The organism is Microbacterium sp. Marseille-Q6648 (assembly GCF_943181415.1).
In the GTDB taxonomy this organism is placed as follows: domain Bacteria; phylum Actinomycetota; class Actinomycetes; order Actinomycetales; family Microbacteriaceae; genus Microbacterium.
The window spans coordinates 1,545,361-1,571,026 of record NZ_CALPBZ010000001.1; the positions used below are offsets into that span (position 1 = coordinate 1,545,361).

Consider the following 25,666-nt stretch of genomic DNA (forward strand, 5'->3'; position numbering starts at 1 on the left):
TCAGTGTCCTCCTCGGTGTTCGTGTTCGTGTTCGTGTTCGTGTGTGGTGCGAAGTTCTTCGATGCGTGCGGCCAAGAATCCCCATGTGCCCCAGAACTCGGCGAGCTGAGCACGCCCTCGGGAGTTGAGGGAGTACACCTTGCGGGGCGGCCCCTTCTCTGACGGGACCTTCTCGACGTCGACGAAGCCGCGCTGCTCGACGCGGATGAGAAGCGCGTACACCGTGCCCTCGACCAGGTCGGTGAATCCGCGCTCGCGGAGGTCGGCCGTGATCTCGTACCCGTATGCGGGGCGTTCCTCGAGAATCGCCAGCACGATCCCCTCGAGCGTTCCCTTGAGCATCTCGGTCAGTTGACTGGCCATCGCCCGGCTCTTCTCTACTCAGCAACACTTGCTACCACTAGACGGTAACACTGAGTACCAGTACCTGGCAACACCAGGTACTCCGAGGATCGGGCCTGGTGGCGCGGCGGACTCCGGGCCAGAATGTGCCCCATGACCCTGGACCCGACCAGCGGTGACGACGACCGCCGTCCGAGCGACGCCGCCCTCGGCCGCCGCGCGCAGATCCTGGCCACGGAGCATTGGGGGCTCCTGGCCGCCCGCGGCACCGCGCAGAGCGAGGTGCTCACCCGCATCACGATCTACCTGACGCTCGTCTCGGCCGGCCTCGTGACGATCAGCATCCTGGGCCAGGCCTCGCGGTTCGGCGAGTGGTTCGCGCCGTCCGCCCTCGGCATCCTGGCGTTCCTCGTGATCGTGGGCTTCATGACGCAGACACGCGTCGCCAACGTCGCCGAAGAGGACATGATGTACGTCGTCGCGATGAATCGCCTGCGCGGAGCGTACGTCGACCTCGACCCGGCCGTGCAGGATGTCTTCCTCTCGTCGATCACCGACGACCAGACCGGGCTCGAGCGCACCTACTCGTTCCTGCGCACACGCTCCTTCAGCCACCTGTTCGGCAGCTCGGCGATGCTGATCGTCTTCGTCAACGCCACCGTGACCGGCCTCTTCTGCGGGTCGCTGGTCTACGCCCCCTCGGGCGTCATGCCGCTGGCCATCGCCGTCGGCGTGCTCGTCGCCCTGCTCGTCTTCGCCGCGAGCATCACCTACGGGTACTGGACCTTCCGCACCGCCTGGCGCAATTACCGCCCCCGGCGGCGCAGCACCGAGCGGCCCGTGTTCTGGCGCGCGCGACGCTGAGCGGATGCCGCGACCGACGCGTCGGGCCGATCACGCGAGTGCGTACCGCACCCAGCGCTCGGTCACCGCATAGGCGTTCGCGCGCGGCACCGTGCGCGACAGGAACACATCGTGGATCGCCCCGTCGATGCGGGCGACGGTGACCATCGCTCCGATGCGCACGGCGCTGCGGGCGATCTCGTCGACGGCGAGCACCGAATCGCTCGCCGTCATCGACTCGGACCAGTTCAGCGGCGGTGTCGAACGCGCAGAGAGGAGCACGAGCGCGGGGCAGCCGACCTCGACGCCGCCAGCGACGCGACGGTGTCCCTCGAGGATGGCCGCGAGCCAGCCGGGGTGGGTCGGAAACCCCATGTCGGGGCGCCAGCGCACTCGCTCCTCCCCCACCGGCAGCACCTCGAGTTCGCGCTGCGCGCGTGAGTAGAAGCCGAGGTCGACCGCGGGATGCGGACCGAGCGGGTCGAAGCGCGCACGCACGCCGACGAGCGGAGCGATGGCCTGACGCGCGACGGCGCCGAGCTGCAGCTCGAGCCAAGGACTGTTCAGCACCACGGCCGCCGCCCGCCCCGGATGCCTCGCCGCCCACAGCGTCAGGGTGAGCCCACCCGTCGAGTGGCCCAGCAGCACGAGCCGGCGCGACCCCGGCCTCATCGCGGCGATCGCCGCCTCGATGTCGTCGTCGTACTCGTCGAGCGACGACACGTAGCCCGGTTCCTGACCGTCGCGCAGGCTCCGCCCGTAGCGACGCAGGTCCAGCGCATAGAACCGCGCGCCCAGCCGATTCCAGAAGCGGGCCAGCTCGACCTGGAAGAAGTAGTCGCTCCAGCCGTGCACGTACAAGACGTCGACGTCCGAGAGCGGTCGCCCGAGGGCGGCGATCCACGACGGGATGCTGCGCACGAGCGTCGCGGTGAGCGGGCCGCGCTCGTCTTCGCCAAGGGCGAGTTCGAGCTGCTCGAAGGGCTCGCCGAGCAGATCGGGTGTCCATTCGTCGGACATGGCGCCCAGCCTATCCAGGTGGCGAGGCGATTCCGGCGGCGGGCGCAAGCCGTGCGCGCACCGCCGCCCGAGGGGGACAATGGGCCCATGGCATCCTCTCCCCTCGTCCTCGGACCGATGCTGCGCTACACCGATGAGACGTGCGCGGCGGTGTGGGTCGAGACCGCGACGGACGCCGAGGTGAGCGTGCACGCCGACGGGCGCGTCTGGCGGACGCGGACCTTCACGGTGCACGGCCACCACTACGCCCTGGTGGAACTCGACGAGCTCACCCCCGGCGCGGTCCTGCCCTACGAGGTCCGCGTGGGCGGAACCCTCGTGTGGCCCGAGGCCGACGCCACCCTCCCCGCACCGGTCATCGCCACACCCGCGCCGGAGCGCCGGCTGCGGATGGCCTGGGGATCGTGTCGCACCAGCGTCGACCACGACGCAGCGGGAAACCGCAGGCACGGCGTGGATGCGATGCGCACCTTCGCCCTCGCCCTCGGCGAGGACTCCTCGCTGCGCCCCGACCTCATCCTGCTCCTCGGCGACCAGGTGTACGCCGACGTCACGACGCAGCCCATGCAGGACTTCATCGCGCAGCGCCGCGACATCGAACAGCCGCCGGGCGAGGAGCTCAAGGACTACGAGGAATACGCCCACCTCTACCGTCTGGCCTGGTCGGACGACGCCAACCGCTGGCTGCTCTCGACCGTCCCGAGCGCCATGATCTTCGACGACCACGACGTGCGCGACGACTGGAACGCGTCGCTGGACTGGAAGAAGCAGATGGAGGCCACCTCGTGGTGGCACGGCCGCATCGTCGCGGGCCTGGCGTCCTACTGGGTGTACCAGCACCTGGGGAACCTCTCACCCGCGGAACGCGCAGAAGACGAGATCTGGCAGCGGGTGCTGGCCCACACGGGCCCGGACGAGCTGGACCTGAGCACGGTCCTCGACGACTTCGCCGATCGTGTCGATAGGGAGCCCACCACCTACCGTTTCAGCTACCGTCGTGACTTCGGCGACATCCGCCTGGTCGTCGTCGACTCCCGCGCCGCCCGCGACCTCACCCCCACCGCGCGCGCCCTGGTCGACGCGACCGAATGGGCCTGGCTCGACGCGCAGCTGCAGGGCGGCGTGCGACACCTGCTGGTTGCCACCTCGCTGCCGTACCTCCTCCCGATCGGACTCCACCACGTCGAGTCGTGGGACGAAGCGATCTCGCAGGGCGCGTGGGGGCGCCGCGCCGCGCGGGTCGGCGAGCGTCTGCGTCAGATGGTCGACCTCGAGCATTGGGCGGCGTGGCAGAACAGCTTCCAAGCCCTCGCCCGCGTGATCACCGAGATCGCCGACGGCGGGCGGGGCACCGCGCCCGATACGCTCATGTTCCTGTCCGGCGACGTGCACTTCTCGTACATCGCCGAGGTCGACAGGTCCCGGGGCTCGCGAATTCTGCAGGCGGTGTGCTCGCCGGTTCGCAATCCGCTCCCGCGCGTGATGCGGTGGTTCTCGGTGGTGATGTCGTACGGCGTCGCGCGCCCGATCGGCGCCTTGGTCGCGCGGTCGGCGAAGGTGCCCGACCCGCCCTTCGAGTGGTCGACGGTGAAGGGCCCGTGGTTCGACAACAACCTCTCGGTGCTGCAGGACACCGCGGGCGGCCTGCAGCTGACATGGCACACGGGCGTCGTCGAGGACGGCGAGGAGCGGCATCCGCGCATCGACGAGGTGTCGCGGATCGTCGTGGGGCCGCGCACCGCGGTGGAGTCGCGGACGTCAGCGCGCTGAGCCCGCGCGCGACCTCACTCGCCGCGTGAGATCGCGACCATCTCGTCGCGGGGGACCACCTTGACGCGCGCACGCTCGTGCGGTGCGCCGAGGGCGACTTCGTGCTGGTCCAACCGGTGCCAGCCCTCGAGGTCGGTCCAGCGCACGCCGCGCGAAGCCAGCAGCTCGGGGATCGCCTCTTCGGACGGGTCGACAGGCTGCCACCACGAGCCCTGGTCGTTGATGATGTGACGCACCGTCTCCATGGCGTCGGACTTGGTGTGACCGATGAGCCCGACGGGTCCGCGCTTGATCCATCCCGTCGCGTAGACGCCGGGGACGCGCTCGTTGGAGTCCTTGCGCAGCACCTGGCCCTCGTGGTTGGGGATCACGCCGTGCCGCTTGTCGAAGGGGACGCCGGGGAGGGGCGAGCCGAAGTAGCCGACAGCCCGGTAGATCGCCTGAACGGCGACCTCGCGGATCTCACCGGTGCCGACCACGCCGCCCTCGCCGTCGGGACGCGTGCGCTCCCACCGGAAGCCCGAGACCCGCCCGGCGTCGTCGGTGAGGACCTGGAGCGGCTTGGCATAGAAGTGCAGGTGCAGCCGGCGCGACGCCGTGCCGCCGGCGTTGTTCACCGAGTCCCGCCTGCGCCACGACTGCAGCACGCGGTCGATGACCATGACCTGCTTGTTGGACGCGATCGCCGCCTTGGAGGCGTCGTCGTAGTCGAAGTCCTCGTCGTAGACCACCATGTCGACGTCGTGGAGCTCGCCGAGCTCCCGCAGCTCGAGCGGCGTGAACTTCACCTGCGCGGGACCGCGGCGTCCGAACACGTGGACGTCGGTGACGGGGGAAGCCTTGAGCCCCCGGTAGACGTTGTCGGGCACCTCGGTGGGCAGCAGGTCGTCGGCGTGCTTGGCGAGCATGCGCGAGACGTCGAGCGCGACGTTGCCGTTGCCGATGACGGCGACCGACTCCGCCTCGAGCGGCCACTCCCGCGGCACGTCGGGGTGACCGTCGAACCAGCTGACGAAGTCGGCGGCGCCGTACGATCCCTCGGCCTCGATGCCGGGGATCGCCAGGTTCGTGTCGCGGATCGCGCCGGTGGCGAAGATGACGGCGTGGTAGTGGCGCTTGAGGTCCTCGAGGGTGACGTCCTCACCGAAGCGGACGTTTCCGAAGATGCGGATGTCGCCGCGGTCGAGGACTTCCCGCAGGGCCGTGATGATGCCCTTGATGCGCGGATGGTCGGGCGCGACGCCGTAGCGGACGAGGCCGTACGGTGCGGGGAGCTGCTCGAACAGGTCGATCGACACGTCGAACTTGCGCTCCGCCTTCAGCAGGATGTCGGCGGCGTAGATGCCCGCGGGTCCCGCTCCGACGATCGCCAGGCGCAGCTTGGTCATGGGGGTCCTCTCAGCTGGAGCGGTCGGCGACGGCTTCGGCGAAGCGGGTCAGCGCCTCGCGGACCGGTCCGTCGGGCAGCGGCGCGAGGGCGTCGACCGCTTCGCGCGACCACGAGTGGGCGAGGGCGAGCGTGGCGTCCGTGGCCTCGTGAGTGCGCAGCTCGTTGAGGGCGTCGTCGAGGACGGCGGGATCGGCGCCGTCGGCGATGAGGGCGACCCCCTCGTCGATGCGGTCCCGCAGCGCGCGGGATGCGGCATCCGCTCGCTCGCTCAAGACGAGGTAGGGCATGGTGGGCACGCCGGCGCGCAGGTCGGTGCCGGGCACCTTGCCGGTCTCTCCCGGATCGGCGGACAGGTCGATGACGTCGTCGAGCAGCTGGAAGGCGACGCCCGCCTTCTCGCCGAAGACGACCATGGCCTCTTCGTACTCGGCGGGGCCGTTCGAGAAGATGATTCCGGCCTGAGCGGCCGCGGCGATGAGCGATCCGGTCTTGTCCGACAGGACGTCGAGCGAGAACGCGACGCGGTCCTGGCCCTCCTGCGGGCCGACGGTCTCGTGGAACTGCCCGAGCACGAGGCGCTCGAAGGTGTCCGCCTGCAGCCGGATGGCGCGATCGCCGTGGCGCGCCATGATCTGGCTGGCGCGCGAGAACAGCAGGTCGCCGGTGAGGATCGCGACGCTGTTGCCCCACACCTCGTGAGCGCTCGGGACCCCGCGGCGCTTGTCGGCGTCGTCCATGACGTCGTCGTGGTAGAGCGAGCCGAGGTGGGTGAGCTCGAGAGCGGCGGCCGCCTCGATGACCTCGTCGGTGGTGCCGTCGCCCAGCTGGGCGGTCAGGAGCGCGAGCATGGGGCGCACGCGCTTGCCACCCGCCTCGAAGAGGTAGCGACTGGCCGAGTCCGCGATCGCGTCGGTCATGCGCAACTCGGCCTCGATGCGACGGTCCACACGCTCGAGTCCCGCTTCGACCGTCGAGAGGAGGCGTCGAGAACGCGGACCGGCGAAGATGCGGTCGCCGAGTCCGAGTTTGCCTGCGATGCGCGGGCCCGACGCGGGAGGAGTCACGCGACCAGCCTACCGGCGCGGGACACCCCCGGTCCCCGCCCGGTCAGGGGTGCGGGGACGCCGGAGGCTTCATCGCACGGTGCAGCGCGACGATCCCCATGGACAGGTTGCGATGGGCCACGCCGATCCACCCCGCCTCGCGGATCCACTGCGCCAGACGCTCCTGGCCCGGCCAGTCCTTGATCGACTCGTTGAGGTAGTCGTACGCCGCGGCGTTCGAGCTCACGGCCTTGGCCACCACCGGCAGGATGCGGTCGTTGTAGAAGCGGTAGAGGCCGTTGAACGACGCCGACGGCGGGTGCGAGAACTCGCAGATCACCAGGCGTCCGCCCGGACGCGTGACGCGCAGCAGCTCTGCCAGCGCGGTCCGCGGCTCATTCACGTTGCGCAGGCCGAACGACATCGTCACGGTGTCGAAGGAGTCGTCGTCGAACGGCAGCGCCGTCGCGTCGGCTTCGACGAAGGACAGATTCGGGATGCCGCTGTGCCGACGTCTGCCCTCGGCGATCATCCCGGGCGAGAAGTCCGCGGCGACGACCTCGGCGCCGCTGCGTGCGAGGGCGACGCTGGACGCGCCCGTGCCGGCCGCGAGGTCCAGGATCCGCTGGCCGGGACGCGGCTCGACCGCCCGCGTCGTGGCGACCCGCCACAGGCGGTCGTTGCCCATGCTCAGCACGGTGTTGGTGCGGTCGTAGCCCTCGGCGACCTCATCGAACATGCCGCTCACGCGGGCCGGATCCTTCTGCAGGTCGGCGCGGTGCGGCTGCTTGTCGTCCGGGGAGTCCACACCCCGAGTCTAGGCCGCGCAGGCCGGCCTGGATCTGAGGAGCGGGGGGCGCTCAGTGGTGGGACGGCCCGAGGCCCAGTGCTGCGAGGCGGTCGAGCCACACATCGGCGGTCACCGGATCGAACGGCGCCTCCTGAGCGGTCACCCGTCGCTCCAGATCGGTCGCGAGCGCGTCGAGGGTCGCCACCACGTCGGCCGGGTAACCGTAGGCGAGCCGGTGCTCGTCCCACTCGTCGCGGTCGTCGATGTAGACGCCCTGACCCTCGCGGTCCACGACGTCGAGGTCCATGTCGATGCCGGTGGGCTCTCCGTCGCGCCACGTGACGTCCCACGCGATGTCGATGTAGACCCGCGTCCGGTGCGGGGCCGCGTTGTGGGTGTACGCGTAGTCGCCGGTCGGCGGGACCAGCGTGACGTTGGGATGCTGCGGCACGAACTCGCGGCCGGGTCGCGAACTGTGCCATCCGGGGAGCTGGCCGAACCAGTCGCCCCACCGGTCGGTCCCGAGGTAGACGCACTCGTGGACCCAGTGCGGGCCCCCGTCCCACTTGCGCCAGCGGAACAGCAGTCGGGTGCCCGGCTCGGGGCGCGGGGAGGTCGCGGTCTCGCTCATCCCCGCCAGCCTAGGGCCGGCCGGGTCTCTCGGCACGGCCCTAGGCTGGGAGGGTGACCGACCCGGCTCTTCCGCCCGCACCCCGGCTGATCGCCAGGACTCGCGAGATCGACCCGGTCGAAGACCTGCTGGAGTACACCTCCCCCGACGCGCCGATGGTGTGGCTGCGGCGCGGTGACGGCATCGTCGGATCAGGCGAGACGCTCCGCCTCGGCTTCGGCGGCGAAGACGCGTACTCGGCGCCGTCCACCGGTGAGCCCGCGGTGGCCGAACTGTGGCGGACGCTCGTCGCCGTCGCCGACGTCGACGATCCGCTGGACCTGCCCGGCACGGGCCTTGTCGCGTTCGGATCCTTCGCGTTCGACCGGCGTTCGTCGACGTCGAGCCGACTCATCGTCCCGACCACCGTCGTGGGCCGTCACGGCTCGCGCTTCTGGACGACCCGCATCAGCCTCGCCGGTGATGACGGCACGTCTTCCGACGACGAGCCCCCCACCGCCGTGCCGTACGGACCGTACTGGTCGGCCACGCTCGGTCCGGGCGCCCTCGATCCGGCGGCCTATCAGGAGGCGGTTCGCGGCGGACTCGACGCCATCGACCACGGCACCGTCAGCAAGGTGGTGCTCGCCCGCGACCTCGCCGGCACGATTCCCGCCGGCTCCGATCTCCGCCGCCTCGCCCGCGCGCTGGCATCCGGGTACCCCGACACGTGGGCGTACGCGGTCGACGGGCTGATCGGCGCGAGCCCCGAGACGCTCGTGACGGTCTCGCGCGGCGTCGCGACAGCCCGTGTCCTCGCCGGAACCACCCCGCGCGGTGCCGATGCCGACGCCGACGTCGCGGCATCCCTCGCCCTGTCGACATCGGCGAAGGATCTGGACGAGCACCAGTACGCGGTGCAGAGCGTCCTGGCCGCGCTGCGCCCGCACACCACGGCACTGTGCGCGAGCGAGCAGCCGTTCGCCCTGAAGCTGCCGAACGTCTGGCACCTGGCCACCGACGTCGAGGGCGACATTGCGGGCGCCGCGTCTGCCCTCGACCTCATCCGCGTGCTGCACCCGACGGCCGCGGTGGCGGGCACGCCGACCGACGCCGCCCTGGACGTCATCCGCCACCTCGAGCCGTTCGACCGCGGTCGGTTCGCGGGCCCGGTCGGCTGGGTGAACGCGAAGGGCGACGGAGAGTGGGCGATCGCGCTGCGGTGCGCTCAGGTCGACCTCGACCCGGTGCGCGGCGTCGCCGCCTACCGCGACACGATCCGGGTGACCGCGTTCGCGGGCGCGGGAATCGTCGCGGGCAGCGACCCCGAGTCCGAGCTCGTCGAGACGCGCGTGAAGTTCCGCCCGATCGTCGACGCCCTCGCCTGAGGTCTCACCCCGTCACGTGGCCGCGAGCTTGCGCTTCTCCTCGGCGACGTCGTAGTCGGCGGCCGGCCAGCGCGGATCGATGTCCTCCAGCGCCTCGAGCAGCAGCCCCTGCACCGCCAGCCGCGCGTACCACTTGTGATTGGCCGGCACGACGTACCACGGTGCCGCGTCGGTCGATGTGCGGTCGAAGACCGTCTGGAACGCCGACATGTAGTGGGGCCAGAGCTTGCGCTCCTCGGTGTCGCCGGGGTTGTACTTCCAGTGCTTGTCGGGGCGGTCCAGCCGCTTCATGAGGCGGTCGCGCTGCTCTTCGTACGATATGTGCAGCATGACCTTCACGATGCGGGTGCCCGATTCGACGAGCTTCTTCTCGAAGTCGTTGATGGCGTCGTAGCGGCGCTCGATCTCCTTCGGGGTGGCGAACTCGCGCACCTTGCCGACGAGCACGTCCTCGTAGTGGGAGCGGTCGAACACCCCGATGACCCCGGGCTCGGGGATGCGCTTCTTGATGCGCCACAGGAAGTCGTGTTCGAGCTCCTCCTCCGTCGGCTTCTTGAAGGCCGAGATCTGGATGCCCTGCGGGTCGACCGCACCCACGACGTGGCGGATGATGCCGCTCTTTCCGGCACCGTCCATCGCCTGGAGCACCAGGAGCACCGCGGCGTGGGTGGTCTCGGCCTGACTCGCGGCGTAAAGGCGGTCCTGGTACTCCTCCAGCTCGCCCGCGACGCGCTCGAGGTCGGCGACGGCATCCGCTTTGGCGCCCTCGTATCCGGGACTGCCGCTCGGATCCACACCCGACAGGATGAAGTCCTCACCCACCCGGAGGAGTCTCGAGACGTCCGCTGTCCAGCGCTTCTGCTCTTTGGTGCCCATCGGGCCATCATGGCCCCCCGCGGGTCAGCGGTCGAGGGGTACCTCGACCAGTTGACGTCCGCCCACCGGAGCGGTAAGGGCCTGATCCAGCGCGGCCCGCGTCGTCACCCGCCGGTACTCCCACCCGTAGGCGAGAGCCAGCTGCTCCAGGCGCACGTCCTGGGGTGTGAACAGCACGCGATCCATCGCGTCCTCACCCGCGACCCCGGCGACCTCGAGCCCGTCGAAGATCGTGCCGCCGCGGTCATTGCCGACGATGACCTGCAGGCGCGGCTCGGTCTCGGAAGGCGGCAGCAGGAGCGCGCCGACATCGTGCAGCATCGCGAGGTCGCCCAGCAGCACGCGGGTCACGCCCGGCCCGGCATTCCCCTGACTCGCGAGGGCGATGCCGGTGGCGGTGGCGACCGTGCCGTCGATGCCGGCGAGGCCGCGATTGGCGTGCACCGGCACCTTCTTGCCGGCGAGCACCGCATCGGCCACCCGGACGAGACGCGACGAGCCGAACACGAGCCGGTCGTGCGGCCACGTCGCCCGCCACACCGCGTCGACGAGCGCGGCGCGATCGAGGGGCGCGCGGATGACGGCGAGCTCGTCGGCGATCGCGCCCAGCCTCTCCCCGGGCACGGCCGACGCCAGGGCGTCGGCATCGGGCGCCGGCGGCGACAGATCCACGGATGCCGCGCGCGACGCCTCGAGCCAGGCTCGCAGCCACTCGCGATCGGGCTCGCCGGTGGCGACGGTCACGGCGTCGACGGCGACGGTGGCGCCGTTGAGGTTCAGGGGCTCGCCGGGTCCGCGCACGGCGACCACCTCGACGTCGGGCCGGGCCAGGAGCCCGGCGACCTCCCGGCTGAGGGTCGGATGCCCGAGCACGAGCGCACGCTCCACCCGCCCGCCGAGCGCGGGATCGGCGAGGACGCGCCGGTACCCGTGGACGAGGAGCCGGCCGTAGCGGGCCCCGCTGACGATCTCGGCCACGAGCGGCCACCCGCCGGCGTGGGCCAGAACCTCGGCATCCGGACCGGCGTCCGCGCCGGCGATCACGACGGTGCGGGGTCCGCGCTCGATGACGAACGGATCGTCCTCGGGGTCTCGGGGCACGTCGGACTCGCCGATGCCGCCGCCGCCCTGGTACAGGGCGCCCGAGCCGTCGTCGTCCGCGGCACCGTCCTCGCCCGGCGCCTCGTCGGGGTCCTGCCCCGGCGCGGCGGACAGCTCGGCGGTCGGCACGCACAGCCAGTCCGGGAGCGGGCCGGCCAGGGGTTCGCGGTAGGGCAGGTTCAGGTGGACCGGTCCGGGCGAGCGAAGGCCCACCCCGAGCGCAGCGGCGAAGGCCCGGTCGGCGACGTCGCGGAGCATCACGCTCTGCTCGCCGTCACCGGTGGCGTCCGTCAGGTCGGGCACCGGCAGATCGGTCTCCCACCGCGTCGCCGCGGTGAACATCCCGGGCTGCCGGGTGGTCTGGTTCGCCCCGACGCCGCGCAGCTCGGGTGGCCGGTCCGCTGTCAGGAGGATCAGCGGCACGCCGGCGTGGTGGGCTTCCAGCGCCGCCGGCAGCAGGTTGGCCACCGCGGTGCCCGAGGTGCAGATCACCACGGCGGGAACGCGGGCCTCACGGCCGATCCCGAGTGCGGTGAACCCGGCGACACGCTCGTCGATGCGGACGTGGAGCGTCACGACGCCGCGCTGTTCCAGTTCGGCCGCCACGAGCGCCGGCGCCTGCGAGCGGGATCCGGGGCTGAGCACGATGTGCTCGACACCGAGCTCGACCAGGCGGCAGAGCAGAGCCGCGGCGGCGTCGGTCGCCGGCGAGCGATCGGGCACGGTCAGCCGAGGGCGCCGCGCTGACCGCGGGTGTCGTCGTCGGGGTCGGTCGAGCGCGTGGGCGGCTCGGTCGTGCCGGTTCCCGAGGCGGACGCGGTCGTGCCCGGGGTGGTCCACTTCGGGTCGTCGTCCTCGGCGTCCAGCTGCGCGAGTTCTTCCTCGAGGCGGCGGATGCGCTCGTCCTGGTCGCTGATCGTCCCGATCTGGCCGAGGAACTCGGGATCGTCGTCGGGGGCACGGCGTCGCGCCTGCACCGACGCGCGGGTGCGCCCGACGAGGAACCACAGGATGCCGCCGAGCACGGGAAGCAGGATGACGATCAGCAGCCAGATCGGCTTGCTGACGCCGCGGTGACGGGTGGCGGGCTGGACGGCGCAGTCGACGATGGTGAAGACCCAGAACGCGGTCGCCACCAAGGCCAGTATCAACAGCACCCGAGGCACATCACCATCCTAGGCGCGTGGGCGCCGCTTCGGTCCGGTCGTGACCGAACCGTCGCCGGGACGCCGTTTACGATGGACGGGTGAAAGCCCGCCCCGTCCTGCTCTATTCGGCGCTGCGGCTGCTGGCGTTCCTCGTGCCGTTCGGCATCATGATGCTGTTCGAGATCGGCCGTCAGTTCTACTGGCTGTCGGCGATCTTCGCGGCCCTGATCGGCCTCAGCCTGTCTCTGCTGTTCCTGCGCCGCCCGCTCGACGAGGTGTCGATGGGCATCGCCGAGCGCCGGGCGGCGGCGAGGGCCGCCGCGAGCGACGAAGCCGCCGAGGATGCCGCAGCCGACGCCCTGCCCGGCCCGGCCGAAGCCGGGACGGAATCGCCGCAGGACGAGCGCCGGGCCTGATCAGCCCACGAACGCCCAGCACAGGAACGCGCCGTACGCGACCGAGGTCAGCGACGTGAGCGCCAGGGCGACCACGAGTTCGCGCGGAAGTCGGTACGTCCACACGATGAGGATGGCGGGCAGCGCCGCCAGCAGGGCCAGCAGCGACAGCCAGGCGATCGGGTAGAACAGCGCCAGGTAGGCCGCGATCGCGAATGGCAGCAGCACGAACGCGGTGAACAGCCACCGGGTCGCGGTCTTGCCGATGACGACCGTGAGTGTGCGCTTGCCCGCGGCGCGGTCCTGGTCGATGTCGCGCAGGTTGTTCGCCAGCAGCACCGCGCAGGCCAGCAGTCCGGCCCCGACCCCGCCGAACCACGCCTCCTGCGGCAGTGCGAAGGCCTGCACCCACGTGGTGCCGAGGGTGGCCACGAGACCGAAGAACACGAAGACGACGACCTCGCCGAGTCCCGCGTACCCGTAGGGCCGCTTGCCCCCGGTGTAGAACCACGCCGCGATGATGCACACCGCGCCGACGGCGATCAGCCACCACTGCTGCGTCCGGATCGTGATCGCCAGCCCCGCGACCGCCGCGATGCCGAAGAAGACGAGCGCGACGATGAGGACCGTGCGCGGCCGCGCCTTGCCGGCGCCGGTGAGGCGGGCGGGCCCGACGCGGTGGTCATCGGTGCCCCGGATGCCGTCGCTGTAGTCGTTGGCGTAGTTGACGCCGACCTGCAGCGAGACCGCCACCACGAGACACGCCAGAGCGATCACCCAGTGGAAGACGTCCGAGACGAGGATGGCGGCGCCCGTTCCGATCAGGATCGGGGTGACCGCCAGCGGCAGCGTGCGCAGCCGTGCGGCGCCGATCCAGTCGCGGGCCGTCGCCGGCTCCACCCGCCGGGGCGCGGGCTGATCCTTGCGCTGCGGGTTGCCGCGGGAGCCGCGGGAGCCGGATGCCGGACGCTTGCGCTTCTTGCTGGAGGTGCCTGCCACGACTGGCCATCCTAATCAGTGCAGGGCGAGCACCGCCCGGCGGATCGCCTCGCGGTCGGGCTTTCCCGACGGCAGGGTGTCGAGGTGGTCGACGAGGATGAGCCGCGCCGGACGCGCGTGCGGGCCGATCTCGGCCGCGACCGCCCGCCGGGCCTCCTCGAGCTGCACCGCTTCACTCCGCCGCAGCGCCTCGCCGCGCGCTGCGACGACGACCGAGGCCTCGCCCCAGCGGTCGTCGGGAACGCCGATGACGACCGCCTCGCCCAGACCGGGCACATCGCGGACGATCCGCTCGACGCGATCGAGCGAGATGTTCACCCCACCCGAGACGATGACGTTGTCGAGCCGGCCGCGCACCCGCAGCACGCCGTCCTCGTCGAGGATGCCGGCGTCGCCGGTGCGATACCAGCGGGTGCCGTCGCGATCGCGCACGAAGGCATGGGCGGTGAGTTCCGGAGCGCCGAGGTACCCCGTCGCCAGCGTGGGCCCGGCCACCTGCACCTCGCCGCGGTGGATGCGCACCGACACGGGGTCCAGGGGGATGCCGTCGTAGATGCAGCCGCCGCTGGTCTCGGTGGAGCCGTAGGTGCGGACGATCCGCGCGCCCGCCGCCTCCGCCCGCTCGAGCACGGCCGGTGCGAGGGCCTGCCCGCCCACCAGGATCCGGGCGAACGAGCGGAGCGCGTCGGCCACGGCCTCGTCGCGCTCTGCGGCATCCAGCAGCCGTGTCAGCTGAGCGGGCACGAGAGAGGTGAACGTGGGCGTTCCCGCCCCGGCGTCGGACGACAGGGCTGATGCCGCATCGGCGAACCCTCGGGGGGTGAACGACCCGTCGATGAAGCCGGGCTCGTGGCCGGCGACCACCGACCGGACCAGCACCTGCAGACCTGCGACGTAGGCGGCGGGGAGGGCGAGCAGCCACGCGCCCGACCCGATGCGGTCGGCGGTGGCGCGGGCGCTGGCGGCGAGGGCGTCGCCGCCGAGGATGACGCTCTTGGGCACGCCGGTGGAGCCGGACGTCGTGACGACGACGGCGGTGCCGTCGGGCACGTCCCCGGCGACACCCGGGACGACGCCGAGACCCAGCGCCGGACCCGCGCCGTCCAGCGCCCAGCGGAGGGCGCGCAGGATCTCGCGGGGGTCGTCGCCGGTGACGGGCTGGACTCTCATGCGCGCAGCCCGGTCAGTAGTGCCAGGGGTAGGGCGACCAGTCCGGGTCGCGTTTGCCGAGGAACGCGTCGCGACCCTCGACGGCCTCGTCGGTCCCGTAGGCCAGGCGCGTGGCCTCGCCGGCGAAGACCTGCTGCCCGACGAGCCCGTCGTCGACGGCGTTGAAGGCGAACTTCAGCATGCGGATCGCGGTCGGCGACTTCGTCAGGATGGTGCGGGCCATCGCGACGGCCTCGCGCTCGAGGTCGGCGTGCGGCACGACGCGATTGACCGCGCCCATCTCGCGGGCGCGCTCGGCGGAGTACTCCTCGGCGAGGAAGAACACCTCGCGGGCGAGCTTCTGGCCCACCTGCCGGGCCATGTAGGCGGAGCCGTACCCGGCATCGAAGGACCCGACGTCGGCGTCGGTCTGCTTGAACCGTCCGTGCTCGGCGCTCGCGATCGACAGGTCGCACACCACGTGCAGCGAGTGCCCGCCCCCCGCCGCCCAGCCGGGGATGACGGCGATGACCACCTTGGGCATGAACCGGATGAGCCGCTGCACTTCGAGGATGTGGAGCCGGCCGCCACGCGCCGGATCCGTCACGACGTCGCTGTCGGAGTACTTGTAGCCATCCCGTCCGCGGATGCGCTGGTCGCCGCCGGAGCAGAACGCCCAGCCGCCGTCCTTCGGGCTCGGTCCGTTGCCGGTGAGCAGCACGACGCCGATGCGGGGGTTCTGCCGAGCGTCGTCGAGGGCGCGGTACAGCTCGTCCACGGTGTGCGGACGGAAGGCGTTGCGCACCTCGGGCCGGTCGAACGCGATGCGGGCGATGCGCCCGTCCCGGGAGTAGTGGGCCGTGATGTCGGTGTAGCCCTCGGCGCCGGGCGCGGGCATCCATTCCTCGGGGTCGAACAGCTCGGAGACGCTCACCCGCCCAGCCTACGGCGCGGGCCCCGCCCGCGGAGCGTCCGATGACGCTGGCGCGGAGCGTTCGAGAACGCTGACGCGGAGCGTCATGCGGACGGAGGCTCACGAGCGCTCGCCCTACCCTGGATCGGTGACTTCGACTCTGCGCATCTTCGCGGCCGCCTCGGCCGCCGCCGCCCTGCTCGCTCTGACCGCCTGTTCGACCTCGACCACCGCGGCGCCCACGACCGCGACCACGTCTCCGACTCCCTCCGCCTCGGCGACGGCGCCCGCCGAGTGCACCGGTGTGACCGTGATCGTCGAGACCGGCGACCTCGCCGTCGACGACTCGCCCGCCGGTCAGTCGTGCATCGAGACCTCCTCCCCCATCGCCGCCGCCGACGCGTTCGAGGCCGCCGGCATCACCACCGAGGGAACCGACGAGTACGGCGACCAGGTCGTCTGCCGGGTGAACGGCGTCCCCGCCGAGGACGAGGCCATCGAGGCCGAAGACGGATCGGACTACTTCGAGACGTGCGAATCGATGCCCGCGGCGTTCGCGTACTGGTCGCTGTGGGTCAAGCCCGCCGAGGGCGTGTGGGACTACGCGCAGGAGGGCCTGTCGACGCTGCAGCTCGAGCCGGGCGACGCGGTGGAGCTGCTGTTCACCCTGAACGGCGAACCCGCCGCGCCCACCTCGTGATCCGATGACCTCCCGGCTCGGACCGCTTCGCGCCGCGGTGGCTCTGGCCGCCGGGTTCGTGGCGGTCCGTGTCGTCTACCGGGTGGTCTTCCACGGCGCAGACGGCTCGGGGACCCCCCTGTGGACGCTGCCGGAGCTGCGCCTGCCCGCCCCGTTCGCGCACGTCGTGCTCTTCGGTCGGGTCACCGCCGACGGTCTTGCGGATGCCGCGACGAGCGCTGTGCCGATCGCCGCGACCATCCTCGTGTTCGGACTGCTGAACGTCGTCGTCGACCTGCCCAGGCTGTTGGCTCGCGGCGGCAGGCGCGGACCGCTTCGCGGAGCGGCGCGGACGCTCGCCGTCGCGTGGGCGGCGCTGCCCGCCCTCGCCGATGCGGTGCGCGCGGTGCGGCGAGCGCAGCGGCTGCGCGGCGAGCGCGGCTCGGCACGGCTGCTGTCGCCCGTGCTGGAGCGCACGCTCGAGAAGGCGACCGCCCTCGCCGCGGCGCTCGAGCTGCGGGGCATGGGCGGCCGCCCCGTGGACGGGGCGTGCCTGTCGCCGGTCGAGCTGCGGGGCGTCGCGCTGCAGCACGCCCACCGGGCGCCGCCCACGCTGCGCGTGGCGGACCTCGTTCTGGCTCCCGGCACGCTCACGGTCGTCGCCGGCGCGACCGGCTCGGGCAAGTCGACGCTGCTGCGCGCGCTCGCGGGCCTCCACCAGCACCTCGACGGCGGAACGGCGACCGGCACGCTCCGCGTGGTGGGCCACGACCGGGACGCGGTCCCGCCGCGCGACACCGCTCGGCTGGTGGGGGTGGTGCTGCAGCATCCGCGGGACGGGTTCGCCGCCGCGCGCGTCGGCGACGAGATCGGGCTGACGCTCGAGCTGCGGGGCGTCGCCCCGCTGATCGTCGCCGCGCGCGTGGCGGAGGTCGCGGAGCGCGTGGGCATCCGACATCTGCTGGAGCGCGGCACCGCGACGCTGTCGGCGGGCGAGGCGCTCCTCGTGGCCGTCGCCGCGGCGGTCGTGGACCATCCGATCCTGCTGTTGGTCGACGAGCCGCTGGCCGACCTCGATCCCGACATGCGGGCGCGGATCGTGGGCCTGCTGGACGCGCTCGCCCATGACGCCGGCGTAAGCGTGGTCGCGGCCGAGCACCGCGTCGCCGAGCTGGCGGCGGTCGCCGACCGCGTCGTCGAGATCGGCGACGGGGTGCTCCGTGACGGCACGCTCACGCACGCCTCCGACACCGGGCCCGCCGACCCCGGGCAGGCCGTCGAGCCGGAGCCCGAGGTGCGGCCGGTCGCAGACCCGCCCGCCCTGCACGTCACCGCCCTCTCGGTTTCGCACGGGTCGCACCCCGCCGTCCGCGGGGCCTCGCTCTCGGTCGCTCGCGGCGAGGTCGTGGCGGTGGTCGGGCCGAACGGAGCTGGCAAGTCGAGCCTGCTGACGGCGATGGCGCTCCCGGCGAAGGGGGCGGCGGTCGTGGTCGGCGGATCGTCGCGGCGGAAGCCCCGACGCATCGCCCTCGTTCCCGACGCGTCGGACGACCTGTTCGTGTGCGACACCGTCGCGGCCGAGTGCGCCCGCGCCGACCGGCGGCACGGACTCGTCCGCGGAACGACCGCGCGCCGCTGGCGGGAGTTCCTCGGCGGATCGGGCGAGCACCCGGCGACAGCCACGGAGCGGCATCCGCGCGACCTCTCGGTCGGCGAGCGACGGTGCCTCGCGATCGCCCTGCAGCTGGCGGGCGGGCCCCGCGTGCTGATGATCGACGAGCCCACGCGCGGTCTCGACCCCGCCGCACGGGCGCTAATGGCGGACACCCTCCGCGGGCTCGCGGCGGAGGGGGTGGCGGTGGTGCTCGCCACTCACGACCGGGATTTCGCCGCCGGTCTCGGCGCCCGCGTGCTGACGATGGTCGCGGGCGTGCTGGCACAGGAGGCCCCCGGGCCACGGCCAGAGGCCGCACCCGCCGCGACCGCCCGCCGGCCCGCGATCTCTTCCCGGCCCGCGACCGCGGCTCCGCATCACGAACGACTGCGGCGCGGGCATCCGCTCACCCGGGCAGGGGCAACCCAGCTCGGTCGCACGACCCTCCTTGCGCTCGCCGCAGCCAACCTCGTGGCGCTGGCGGCGTTCGCGTGGCCACTGGTGGCCACCGCAGTCCCGGATCAGGCGCAGGCCGCCGTCCCCGCCGCCTCGCTCGCGCTCGCACCGCTCGCGGCGCTGGTCGTGCTCGCCGCCCTCGACGGCAGCGTCCGGTCCGCCCACACCCTCGCGCTGCTGGGCACCCTCGCCGCGATCGGCGCCGCCGTCCGCATCGTCGGCACGGGGGTCGGCGGGGTGGAGGCCGTGTTCATCCTGCTGATCCTCGCCGGCCGGGCCTTCGGCGCCCGTTTCGGCCTGCTGCTCGGGCTCCTGACGATCGCCCTGTCGTCGATGGTGTGGGGCGGAATCGGCCCCTGGACGCCCTTCCAGATGTTCGCGTGCGCGTGGGTGGGCGCCGGCGCCGGACTCCTCCCCCGACGGGTGACGGGCCGCGGCGAGGTCGCGATGCTCGCCGGGTACGGCCTGGTCGCCGCGTTCGCCTTCGGCCTGGTGATGAACCTCTGGTTCTGGCCGTTCGCGGTCGGGAGCGGAACCGCCATCTCGTACGAGCCGGGCGCTCCGCTCGGGCAGAACCTCGCGAGCTTCCTGATCTACTCCCTCGTCACATCGACGGCGTCGTGGGACGCCTTGCGGGCGCTCACGACGATCATCGGGCTCGCTCTGGTCGGTCGCGCCGTGCTCGCCGCCCTGCGCCGTGCGAAGCCCGTCCTCCCCGCGCCCCCGGGAGCGGATGCCGCCACCGCCGCCTCCGCCCACGGTGCGGTGCCGCACGCGACCAGGACGTGACAAGCTTGAGGGGATGAAGATCACCACGTCCTCGGACTGGCGCGACGGACTGCCCTTCGGCACCCCGGTGCTGGTGTCCGAGGTGATGCCGGGTGAGCCGACGCGCTGCGCCTCGTGCCCGTCCGACGCACCCGTGCTGGAGCGCACCGACCTGTGGGCGGTCAAGCATCCGCACCCGAAGAATCCCGCGGGTTTCGTGCGGTTCTACTGCCTGGAGCATCGGCCCGAGCCCGCCCGCGAGCCCGAGTCCGTCGCACGCCCCGGTGACGCACCCCGCGCTCGACGTGCCCCGGCGGCGCGCGCCGCCACGGCCCGGACGCCGCGGCCCACTCCCTCCGCAGACCGCCCCCGGGCGGTGTGCCCCACGTGCTTCGTCGAGGTGCCCTCCACCGGCATCTGCGGCATGTGCGGCGAGCGCGTCGGCTGACGCTCCCGTCTCAGACCGAGAAGTACTTCGCCTCGGGGTGGTGGAACACGAACGCGTCGGTGGACTGCTCCGGGTGCAGCTGCAGCTCGTCGCTGAGCTCGACGCCCATCCGCTCCGGGCGCAGCAGTTCGACGACCTTGCGACGGTCCTCCATGTCGGGGCATGCCGGGTAGCCGAGGGAGAACCTCGCGCCCCGGTACTCGAGCTTGAACAGCCCGGCGACATCGCGCGGGTCCTCGTCGGCGAAGCCGAGCTCGGCGCGGATGCGGGCGTGCCAGAACTCGGCGAGAGCCTCGGTCAGCTGCATCACGAGCCCGTTGAGCTCGTAGTAGTCGCGGTAGCGGTCCTCCGCGAAGAGCTTCGCGGTGACGCCGTCGATGCGGGCACCCGCGGTGACCAGCTGCACCGGCATCACATCGACCTGTCCGGATCCGCGGGAGCGTACGAAGTCCGCCAGGCACAGGTGACGGTCGCGTCGCTGCCGCGGGAAGTGGAAGCGCAGCCGGTCCGATCCGACGGCTCCGCCGGATCCGCCGTCGGGGGCGAGGAGGCCCGCCGTGCCCAGCGCACCGGCCGGGTCGTCGCCGTGGTGCAGCACCACGACGTCGTCGCCCTCGCTCACCACCGGGAAGTAGCCGTACGCGACGGATGCGTCCAGCATCCCTTCGGACAGGATGCGGTCGAGCCAGTACCGCAGCCGCGGCCGGCCCTCGCGCTCGACGAGCTGCTCGTAGGTGGCGCCGTCCTCGCCGCGTCCGGGCTTGAGTCCCCACTGCCCCATGAACGTCGCACGCTCGTCGAGGAAGGCGGCGTAGTCCGCCAGGGCGATCCCCCTCACGATCCGGGTGCCCCAGAACGGGGGCGCCGGAACCGGGTTGTCGGATGCCGCGTCCGAGCGTGCGGGCATCGCCTCGGGTTCGGTGAGGGTCAGCTTGGAGCCCGTCGCATGCCGACGCTTCTTCAGTTCGGGCAGTCCCACCGAGACCGGATCGGCGCCGCGGGCGATCTTGACCAGCGGCTCCATGAGCGCGAGTCCCTCGAAAGCGTCGCGGGCGTAGCGCACCTCGCCGTCGAACAGGCTCGCGAGGTCGTCCTCGACGTAGGCGCGGGTGAGGGCCGCGCCTCCGAGGATCACCGGCCAGCGCGTGCCGAGGCCCCGTGAGGTGAGCTCCTGCAGATTCTCCTTCATCACGACGGTCGACTTCACCAGCAGCCCCGACATGCCGATCACGTCGGCATCGTGCTCCTCCGCGGCGGCGATGATGTCGGTGATCGGCTGCTTGATCCCGAGGTTGATCACGTCGTAGCCGTTGTTGGTGAGGATGATGTCGACCAGGTTCTTGCCGATGTCGTGCACGTCGCCGCGCACGGTGGCCAGCACGATCGTGCCCTTGCCGGACGCACTCGTCTTCTCCATGTACGGCTCGAGCAGGGCGACGGCGGTCTTCATGACCTCGGCGGACTGCAGCACGAACGGCAGCTGCATCTGTCCCGATCCGAACCGCTCGCCGACGACCTTCATGCCCTCGAGCAGATGGTCGTTGATGATCGCGAGCGCCGTGAGACCGCCCTCGCGGGCGAGGTCGAGATCGGCCTCGAGACCTTTGGACTCGCCGTCGATGATGCGCCGCTCGAGTCGCTCGCCGACAGGAAGGGCCGCGAGCTCGGCGGCGCGCTGGTCGCGCAGGGCCGCGGTGTCGACGCCGGCGAAGATGTCCAGCATCCGGGCCAGCGGGTCGTAGGTGAGGTTGCCTTCATCGTCGTAGGCGCGTCGATCCCACACGAGATCGAGGGCGACCTGACGCTGTTCATCGGGGATCGAGGCCAGCGGCACGATCTTGGCTGCGTCGATGATGCCGGAATCCAGTCCCGCCTGGGTCGCCTCGTGCAGGAAGACCGAGTTCAGCACGCTCCGGGCTGCGGGGTTGAGCCCGAACGAGACGTTCGAGACGCCGAGGGTGGTGTGGATGCCCGGGTACTTCTCGTTGAGACGCCGGATCGCATCAATCGTCTCGATGGCGTCGCGGCGGGTCTCCTCCTGGCCGGTCGCGATGGGGAAGGTGAGCGCGTCGACGATGATGTCCTCGACCCGCATGCCCCAGTCCCCCACGAGCGCATCCACGAGCCGCGAGGCGATCCGCACCTTGTCGTCACCGGTGCGGGCCTGCCCCTGTTCGTCGATCGTCAGAGCGATGACGGCGGCACCGTGCTCCTTCACCAGGGGCATGATGCGGCCGTACCGGCTGTCGGGGCCGTCGCCGTCCTCGAAGTTGACGGAGTTGACCACCGGGCGCCCGCCGATGAGCTCGAGCCCGGCCTGGATGACGGCCGGCTCGGTGGAGTCGATCACCAGCGGCAGTGTCGACGCGCTCGCGAAACGCGAGACGACCTCGCGGATGTCGGCCACGCCGTCCCGCCCGACGTAGTCGACGCACACGTCGAGCAGGTGCGCGCCGACGCGGATCTGGCCCCGGGCGATCTCGACGCAGTCGTCCCAGCGCCCCTCGAGCATGGCCTCGCGGAACGCCTTCGACCCGTTCGCGTTGGTGCGCTCCCCGATCGCGAGGTAGGCGGTGTCCTGATCGAACGGCACGTGCTGGTAGAGACTCGCGACGCCCGGCTCGGTGACCGGATGCCGGGGCGTGCCCGTCCGGGCGCTGCCGCCGAGTCGCTCGACCACGGCCGCCAGGTGCTCGGGCGTGGTGCCGCAGCATCCGCCGATGAGTCCCAGCCCGAACTCGCGGACGAACTGCTCGTGCGCGGTGGCGAGCTCGGCCGGCGACAGCGGATAGTGTGCGCCGTCGGCGGTCAGAACGGGCAGCCCCGCGTTGGGCATGCAGGCGATCGCGACCGAGGAGTGCTTCGAGAGGTGCCGCAGGTGCTCGCTCATCTCGGCCGGTCCGGTGGCGCAGTTGAGCCCGATCGCGTCGACGCCGAGGGGCTCCAGCGTCGTGAGGGCGGCGCCGATCTCGCTTCCCATGAGCATCGTGCCGGTGGTCTCGACGGTGACCTCGACGAAGATGGGCAGCCGGATGCCGCGGGCCACGATCGCCTGCTTGCAGCCGTTGACGGCGGCCTTGGTCTGCAGCAGATCCTGCGAGGTCTCGACCAGGAACGCATCGGCGCCCCCGTCGATGAGGCCCTCGGCCTGCAGCGCGAAGGTCTGCTTGAGGTGGTCGTAGGTGGTGTGGCCGAGGCTCGGGAGCTTCGTACCGGGGCCCATCGAGCCGAGCACCCACCGCATGCGCCCGTCGGCGGCTTCGGCCGCCTCGACCCGCTCGCGGGCGATGCGGGCACCGGCGGCGGCGAGCTCGTGGATGCGACCGTCGATGTCGTAGTCCGACAGGTTCGACCAGTTGGCGCCGAACGTGTTCGTCTCGACGGCGTCGATCCCCACCTCGAGGTAGGCGTCGTGGATCGCCGCGATCATGTCGGGGCGGCTGACGTTGAGGATCTCGTTGCAGCCCTCGAGCTGCTGGTAGTCCTCCAGCGTCGGCTCATGGCGCTGCAGCATCGTGCCCATGGCGCCGTCGGCGATGACGACGCGCGTGTTGACGGCGTCCAGCAGCGCCTGCGAGCGCGCAGGGCGCGGAACGCCCTCGATGTCGAGGGCGAACCGGGGGGCGGAGACAGGGCCGGACACCTGCGCGATTCTAGTCGCGCGGGTGTCCGGCCCTGACGGGCGCCGTCATGCGGCGACGCGGTTCACGATCCGTTCTTGGCGTCCCGCCAGGCCAGCCAGCGGCGCACGAGGTCGTAGTCGAAGTCGGGCCCCGGGAAGCCGAGGGTGAACATCCGCGTCCCGCCGGCGTAGAGACCGTCGGCGATCTCCTCGTCCCGGCGGTGCAGCTCGTTCGAGATCACGAGGTTCGCGGTGTCGCGCTGCTCCGTCTCGGCCCACCGCTGGATGACCTCGAGCTTGGCGGGCAGCTCGTCGGGCATGACGAAGCTGTGCCAGATGTCGGCGTGCCGGGCGACCAGGCGGAGCGTCTTCTTCTCGCCCTTGCCGCCGATCATGACGGGGATGCGCCGGGTCGGCGCGGGGTTGAGCGCCTCCCATCGCGCCTCGATGCGCTTGAGGCCCTCGGCCAGGTCGTCCAGCCGCGAGCCGGCGGTGCCGAACTCGTAGCCGTACGCGTCGTAGTCGCGCTCGAACCAGCCCGAGCCGGTGCCGAAGATGAACCGGCCCGTGTCGCCGCCGCGCGCCGAGATGTGGTCGATGGTGCGGGCCATGTCGGCCTGCAGGTCGGCGTTGCGGTAGCTGTTGCAGTTGACCAGAGCGCCGAACTCCACCCGCTCGGTCTGCTCCGCCCAGGCCCCGAGCATCGTCCACGACTCGAAGTGCAGGCCCTCGGGGTCGCCGGTGAGGGGGAAGAAGTGGTCCCAGTTGAAGAGGATGTCCACACCGAGGTCTTCGAGGGTCCGCACCGCGTCGCGGATCTGGGGGTAGGTCACGTGCTGGGGCTGGATCTGCACGCCGAGGCGTACGGGAGTGTCGAGAAGCATGGCACCAGCCTAGAGAGGAGCCGGAGGGGCGAGGGTCGTCACCGCCGGGCCCCGTGTCGCGCCTTGCGGATCGCGTCGACGATCTCCCACACCGCGATCGCGGCGAAGACGAACCCGAACGCCACGGTGACGATCTGGGTGATGTCCTCGCCCCCGGAAGGGAGCACGGCGGGGAAGAACGCGGTGTTGATCAGGCGGCCCTGCGACAGCAGCACGAGCGCGGGGACGGCGAGCGCGAGGGTGAGGATCACGTCCGTCACGGCGAGCGCCACCGTCCAGCGACGCATCACGTGGACGATCACGAGCAGGACGGCGTCGATCGCGAGCACGATGAGGGCGTAGGCCACCCCCGCCGGCCAGATGCCGGGGTCGAAGAACGAGACGGGGATGCCGGGGGCGAACCCGACGAAACGGTCCCACAGCAGCACGGCGGCCGCGGCGAAGACGGCGAGGACACCGCCGACGACCTCAGAGACCCCCGTGCCCTGCTGGCGGGGCTCGGGCAGCTGATCGGGGGTCCACCCGGAGCGCAGCTTCAGCCCGCGGGTCTTCCCGTCCGCCGTCGCGGCGCCGGCGCGCTCGACGATCGCGAAGACGAGCGTGACCCAGAAGACGATGTTCACCGCGACGCCGAAGGCGCCGGCGACGGCGGATCCGATGATGCCGCCGAGGTCGGCTCCCGACAGCGCCTGGCCGAGCGCGATCGCGAAGGCGGCCAGCGGCACGACGATGCCGAGCAGCAGCGTCACCAGCCGCCACCAGTCCAGGTAGTGCTGCGGGCCGACGAGGTAGAGGGGGCGCCCGGTGTACTGCGCCGCCAGGGCGTCGGGGTCGCCCAGCTCGGTGAGCACCGCGCGCTCCGCCGCGGAGCGGTCCTCCCCGGCGGCGACGCGTGCGTCGATCTGATCGTCGATGGAACCCCGCAGCTCGGCGGCGAGATCGGGCCGCTGGGATTCGGGCACGGTCCGCATGGCGGCGTCGACGTAGCGATCGGTGAGGGTGGTGGAGGTCATGTCAGCTCCCGTCGGGAAGGTCGGCGACCGCTGCCGCGATCGCCTGGAAGTCGGTGGTGAGGGCGGCCGCCAGCCGTCGTCCGGCGGCACTCGTGCGGTAGAACTTGCGAGGTCGCGCCTCGTCGGTGTTCCACTCGCTCGTGAGGTGTCCCTGCTTCTCGAGGCGCCGCAGCAGGGGATACAGCGTGTTGGCGTCGGTGTCGAAGCCGCGGGACTGCAGGTCTTCCAGCAGCCCGTACCCGTAGCCGGGCGCCTCGAGCAGGCGCAGGCAGGCCAGGACGACGGTCCCCCGCCTCAGCTCCTGGAGGTGCGTGTCCAGCGCTTCCGTCTCGCTCATGCGTGACACTGTACTGTGTGTCACACAC

At 71.8% G+C, this 25,666-nt stretch carries 23 protein-coding genes; 7 read left to right on the top strand and 16 right to left on the bottom strand.

What is annotated here, in order from left to right:
• Positions 1–363, bottom strand: a complete 363-nt coding sequence (locus NFR93_RS07385) for a PadR family transcriptional regulator (RefSeq protein ID WP_251451314.1) — start codon at positions 361–363, stop codon at positions 1–3.
• 132 nt (positions 364–495) lie between these two features.
• Between NFR93_RS07385 and NFR93_RS07390 the strand changes: the two genes are divergently transcribed.
• Positions 496–1,206, top strand: a complete 711-nt coding sequence (locus NFR93_RS07390) for a hypothetical protein (RefSeq protein WP_251451316.1) — start codon at positions 496–498, stop codon at positions 1,204–1,206.
• 30 nt (positions 1,207–1,236) lie between these two features.
• Here the strand turns inward: NFR93_RS07390 and NFR93_RS07395 are convergent, their stop codons facing one another.
• Complete coding sequence (locus NFR93_RS07395) at positions 1,237–2,205, bottom strand: alpha/beta hydrolase (protein WP_251451318.1); 969 nt, start codon at positions 2,203–2,205, stop codon at positions 1,237–1,239.
• Between the two features lie 87 nt (positions 2,206–2,292).
• Between NFR93_RS07395 and NFR93_RS07400 the strand changes: the two genes are divergently transcribed.
• Entirely contained in the window at positions 2,293–3,975 is a 1,683-nt protein-coding gene (locus NFR93_RS07400) for an alkaline phosphatase D family protein (protein WP_251451320.1), read from the top strand.
• 14 nt (positions 3,976–3,989) lie between these two features.
• On the opposite strand, the gene NFR93_RS07405 is transcribed toward NFR93_RS07400, so the two are convergent.
• The 4 genes from NFR93_RS07405 to NFR93_RS07420 are packed head-to-tail and all read right to left on the bottom strand — an operon-like array spanning position 3,990 to position 7,829.
• Positions 3,990–5,363 (bottom strand): FAD-dependent oxidoreductase, encoded by a 1,374-nt coding sequence (locus NFR93_RS07405; protein ID WP_251451322.1) that lies wholly within the window; start codon positions 5,361–5,363, stop codon positions 3,990–3,992.
• 10 nt (positions 5,364–5,373) lie between these two features.
• Positions 5,374–6,429, bottom strand: coding sequence for a polyprenyl synthetase family protein (locus NFR93_RS07410; RefSeq protein ID WP_251451324.1), 1,056 nt, complete (start codon positions 6,427–6,429; stop codon positions 5,374–5,376).
• A 43-nt stretch (positions 6,430–6,472) separates the two neighbouring features.
• Positions 6,473–7,216, bottom strand: a complete 744-nt coding sequence (locus NFR93_RS07415) for a demethylmenaquinone methyltransferase (RefSeq protein WP_285814549.1) — start codon at positions 7,214–7,216, stop codon at positions 6,473–6,475.
• A 52-nt stretch (positions 7,217–7,268) separates the two neighbouring features.
• Positions 7,269–7,829 carry a DUF402 domain-containing protein gene (locus NFR93_RS07420; protein ID WP_251451326.1) on the bottom strand — a complete coding sequence of 187 codons (561 nt, stop codon included), beginning with the start codon at positions 7,827–7,829 and terminating at the stop codon, positions 7,269–7,271.
• Between the two features lie 53 nt (positions 7,830–7,882).
• On the opposite strand from NFR93_RS07420, the gene NFR93_RS07425 reads away from it, so the two are divergent.
• Positions 7,883–9,196: an isochorismate synthase gene (locus tag NFR93_RS07425; RefSeq protein WP_251451328.1), complete on the top strand. Its 1,314-nt coding sequence runs from the start codon at positions 7,883–7,885 to the stop codon at positions 9,194–9,196.
• 12 nt (positions 9,197–9,208) lie between these two features.
• On the opposite strand, the gene NFR93_RS07430 is transcribed toward NFR93_RS07425, so the two are convergent.
• The 3 genes from NFR93_RS07430 to NFR93_RS07440 are packed head-to-tail and all read right to left on the bottom strand — an operon-like array spanning position 9,209 to position 12,339.
• The gene (locus tag NFR93_RS07430; RefSeq protein ID WP_251451329.1) at positions 9,209–10,072 is read right to left on the bottom strand and encodes a PPK2 family polyphosphate kinase; all 864 of its coding nucleotides are present in this window, start codon (positions 10,070–10,072) and stop codon (positions 9,209–9,211) included.
• Positions 10,073–10,096: 24 nt separating this feature from the next.
• Positions 10,097–11,896, bottom strand: a complete 1,800-nt coding sequence (gene menD, locus NFR93_RS07435) for a 2-succinyl-5-enolpyruvyl-6-hydroxy-3-cyclohexene-1-carboxylic-acid synthase (protein WP_251451330.1) — start codon at positions 11,894–11,896, stop codon at positions 10,097–10,099.
• 2 nt (positions 11,897–11,898) lie between these two features.
• Positions 11,899–12,339 carry a PLDc N-terminal domain-containing protein gene (locus tag NFR93_RS07440; RefSeq protein ID WP_251451331.1) on the bottom strand — a complete coding sequence of 147 codons (441 nt, stop codon included), beginning with the start codon at positions 12,337–12,339 and terminating at the stop codon, positions 11,899–11,901.
• A gap of 80 nt (positions 12,340–12,419) precedes the next feature.
• Between NFR93_RS07440 and NFR93_RS07445 the strand changes: the two genes are divergently transcribed.
• The gene (locus NFR93_RS07445; protein WP_251451332.1) at positions 12,420–12,737 is read left to right on the top strand and encodes a DUF4229 domain-containing protein; all 318 of its coding nucleotides are present in this window, start codon (positions 12,420–12,422) and stop codon (positions 12,735–12,737) included.
• Here the strand turns inward: NFR93_RS07445 and NFR93_RS07450 are convergent, their stop codons facing one another.
• From NFR93_RS07450 to NFR93_RS07460, 3 genes are read right to left on the bottom strand one after another with little or no spacing between them, the layout of a single operon-like run.
• Positions 12,738–13,715: a 1,4-dihydroxy-2-naphthoate polyprenyltransferase gene (locus NFR93_RS07450; protein WP_251451333.1), complete on the bottom strand. Its 978-nt coding sequence runs from the start codon at positions 13,713–13,715 to the stop codon at positions 12,738–12,740. It abuts the gene before it with no gap.
• A gap of 15 nt (positions 13,716–13,730) precedes the next feature.
• On the bottom strand, positions 13,731–14,885 hold the full coding sequence (locus NFR93_RS07455; protein WP_251451334.1) for an AMP-binding protein: 1,155 nt from the start codon (positions 14,883–14,885) through the stop codon (positions 13,731–13,733).
• A gap of 13 nt (positions 14,886–14,898) precedes the next feature.
• Positions 14,899–15,798, bottom strand: a complete 900-nt coding sequence (locus tag NFR93_RS07460; protein ID WP_285814550.1) for a 1,4-dihydroxy-2-naphthoyl-CoA synthase — start codon at positions 15,796–15,798, stop codon at positions 14,899–14,901.
• A 127-nt stretch (positions 15,799–15,925) separates the two neighbouring features.
• Between NFR93_RS07460 and NFR93_RS07465 the strand changes: the two genes are divergently transcribed.
• Genes NFR93_RS07465 through NFR93_RS07475 form a run of 3 tightly spaced genes read left to right on the top strand, consistent with a single transcriptional unit; the run spans position 15,926 to position 19,782 of the window.
• Positions 15,926–16,477, top strand: coding sequence for a hypothetical protein (locus NFR93_RS07465; RefSeq protein WP_251451336.1), 552 nt, complete (start codon positions 15,926–15,928; stop codon positions 16,475–16,477).
• Positions 16,478–16,481: 4 nt separating this feature from the next.
• A complete protein-coding gene (locus NFR93_RS07470) occupies positions 16,482–19,355 on the top strand; it encodes an ATP-binding cassette domain-containing protein (RefSeq protein ID WP_251451338.1) in 2,874 nt (957 codons plus the stop codon).
• 13 nt (positions 19,356–19,368) lie between these two features.
• Positions 19,369–19,782 carry a glucose-6-phosphate dehydrogenase gene (locus tag NFR93_RS07475; protein WP_251451341.1) on the top strand — a complete coding sequence of 138 codons (414 nt, stop codon included), beginning with the start codon at positions 19,369–19,371 and terminating at the stop codon, positions 19,780–19,782.
• A 10-nt stretch (positions 19,783–19,792) separates the two neighbouring features.
• On the opposite strand, the gene metH is transcribed toward NFR93_RS07475, so the two are convergent.
• The 4 genes from metH to NFR93_RS07495 form a co-directional block, all read right to left on the bottom strand.
• Positions 19,793–23,425, bottom strand: coding sequence for a methionine synthase (metH, locus tag NFR93_RS07480; protein ID WP_251451343.1), 3,633 nt, complete (start codon positions 23,423–23,425; stop codon positions 19,793–19,795).
• 62 nt (positions 23,426–23,487) lie between these two features.
• On the bottom strand, positions 23,488–24,288 hold the full coding sequence (locus NFR93_RS07485) for an LLM class F420-dependent oxidoreductase (RefSeq protein WP_251451345.1): 801 nt from the start codon (positions 24,286–24,288) through the stop codon (positions 23,488–23,490).
• Positions 24,289–24,326: 38 nt separating this feature from the next.
• Entirely contained in the window at positions 24,327–25,301 is a 975-nt protein-coding gene (locus tag NFR93_RS07490; protein ID WP_285814551.1) for a permease prefix domain 1-containing protein, read from the bottom strand.
• 1 nt (position 25,302) lies between these two features.
• On the bottom strand, positions 25,303–25,638 hold the full coding sequence (locus tag NFR93_RS07495; protein ID WP_251451347.1) for a PadR family transcriptional regulator: 336 nt from the start codon (positions 25,636–25,638) through the stop codon (positions 25,303–25,305).
• Between the last annotated feature and the right edge of the window lie 28 nt (positions 25,639–25,666).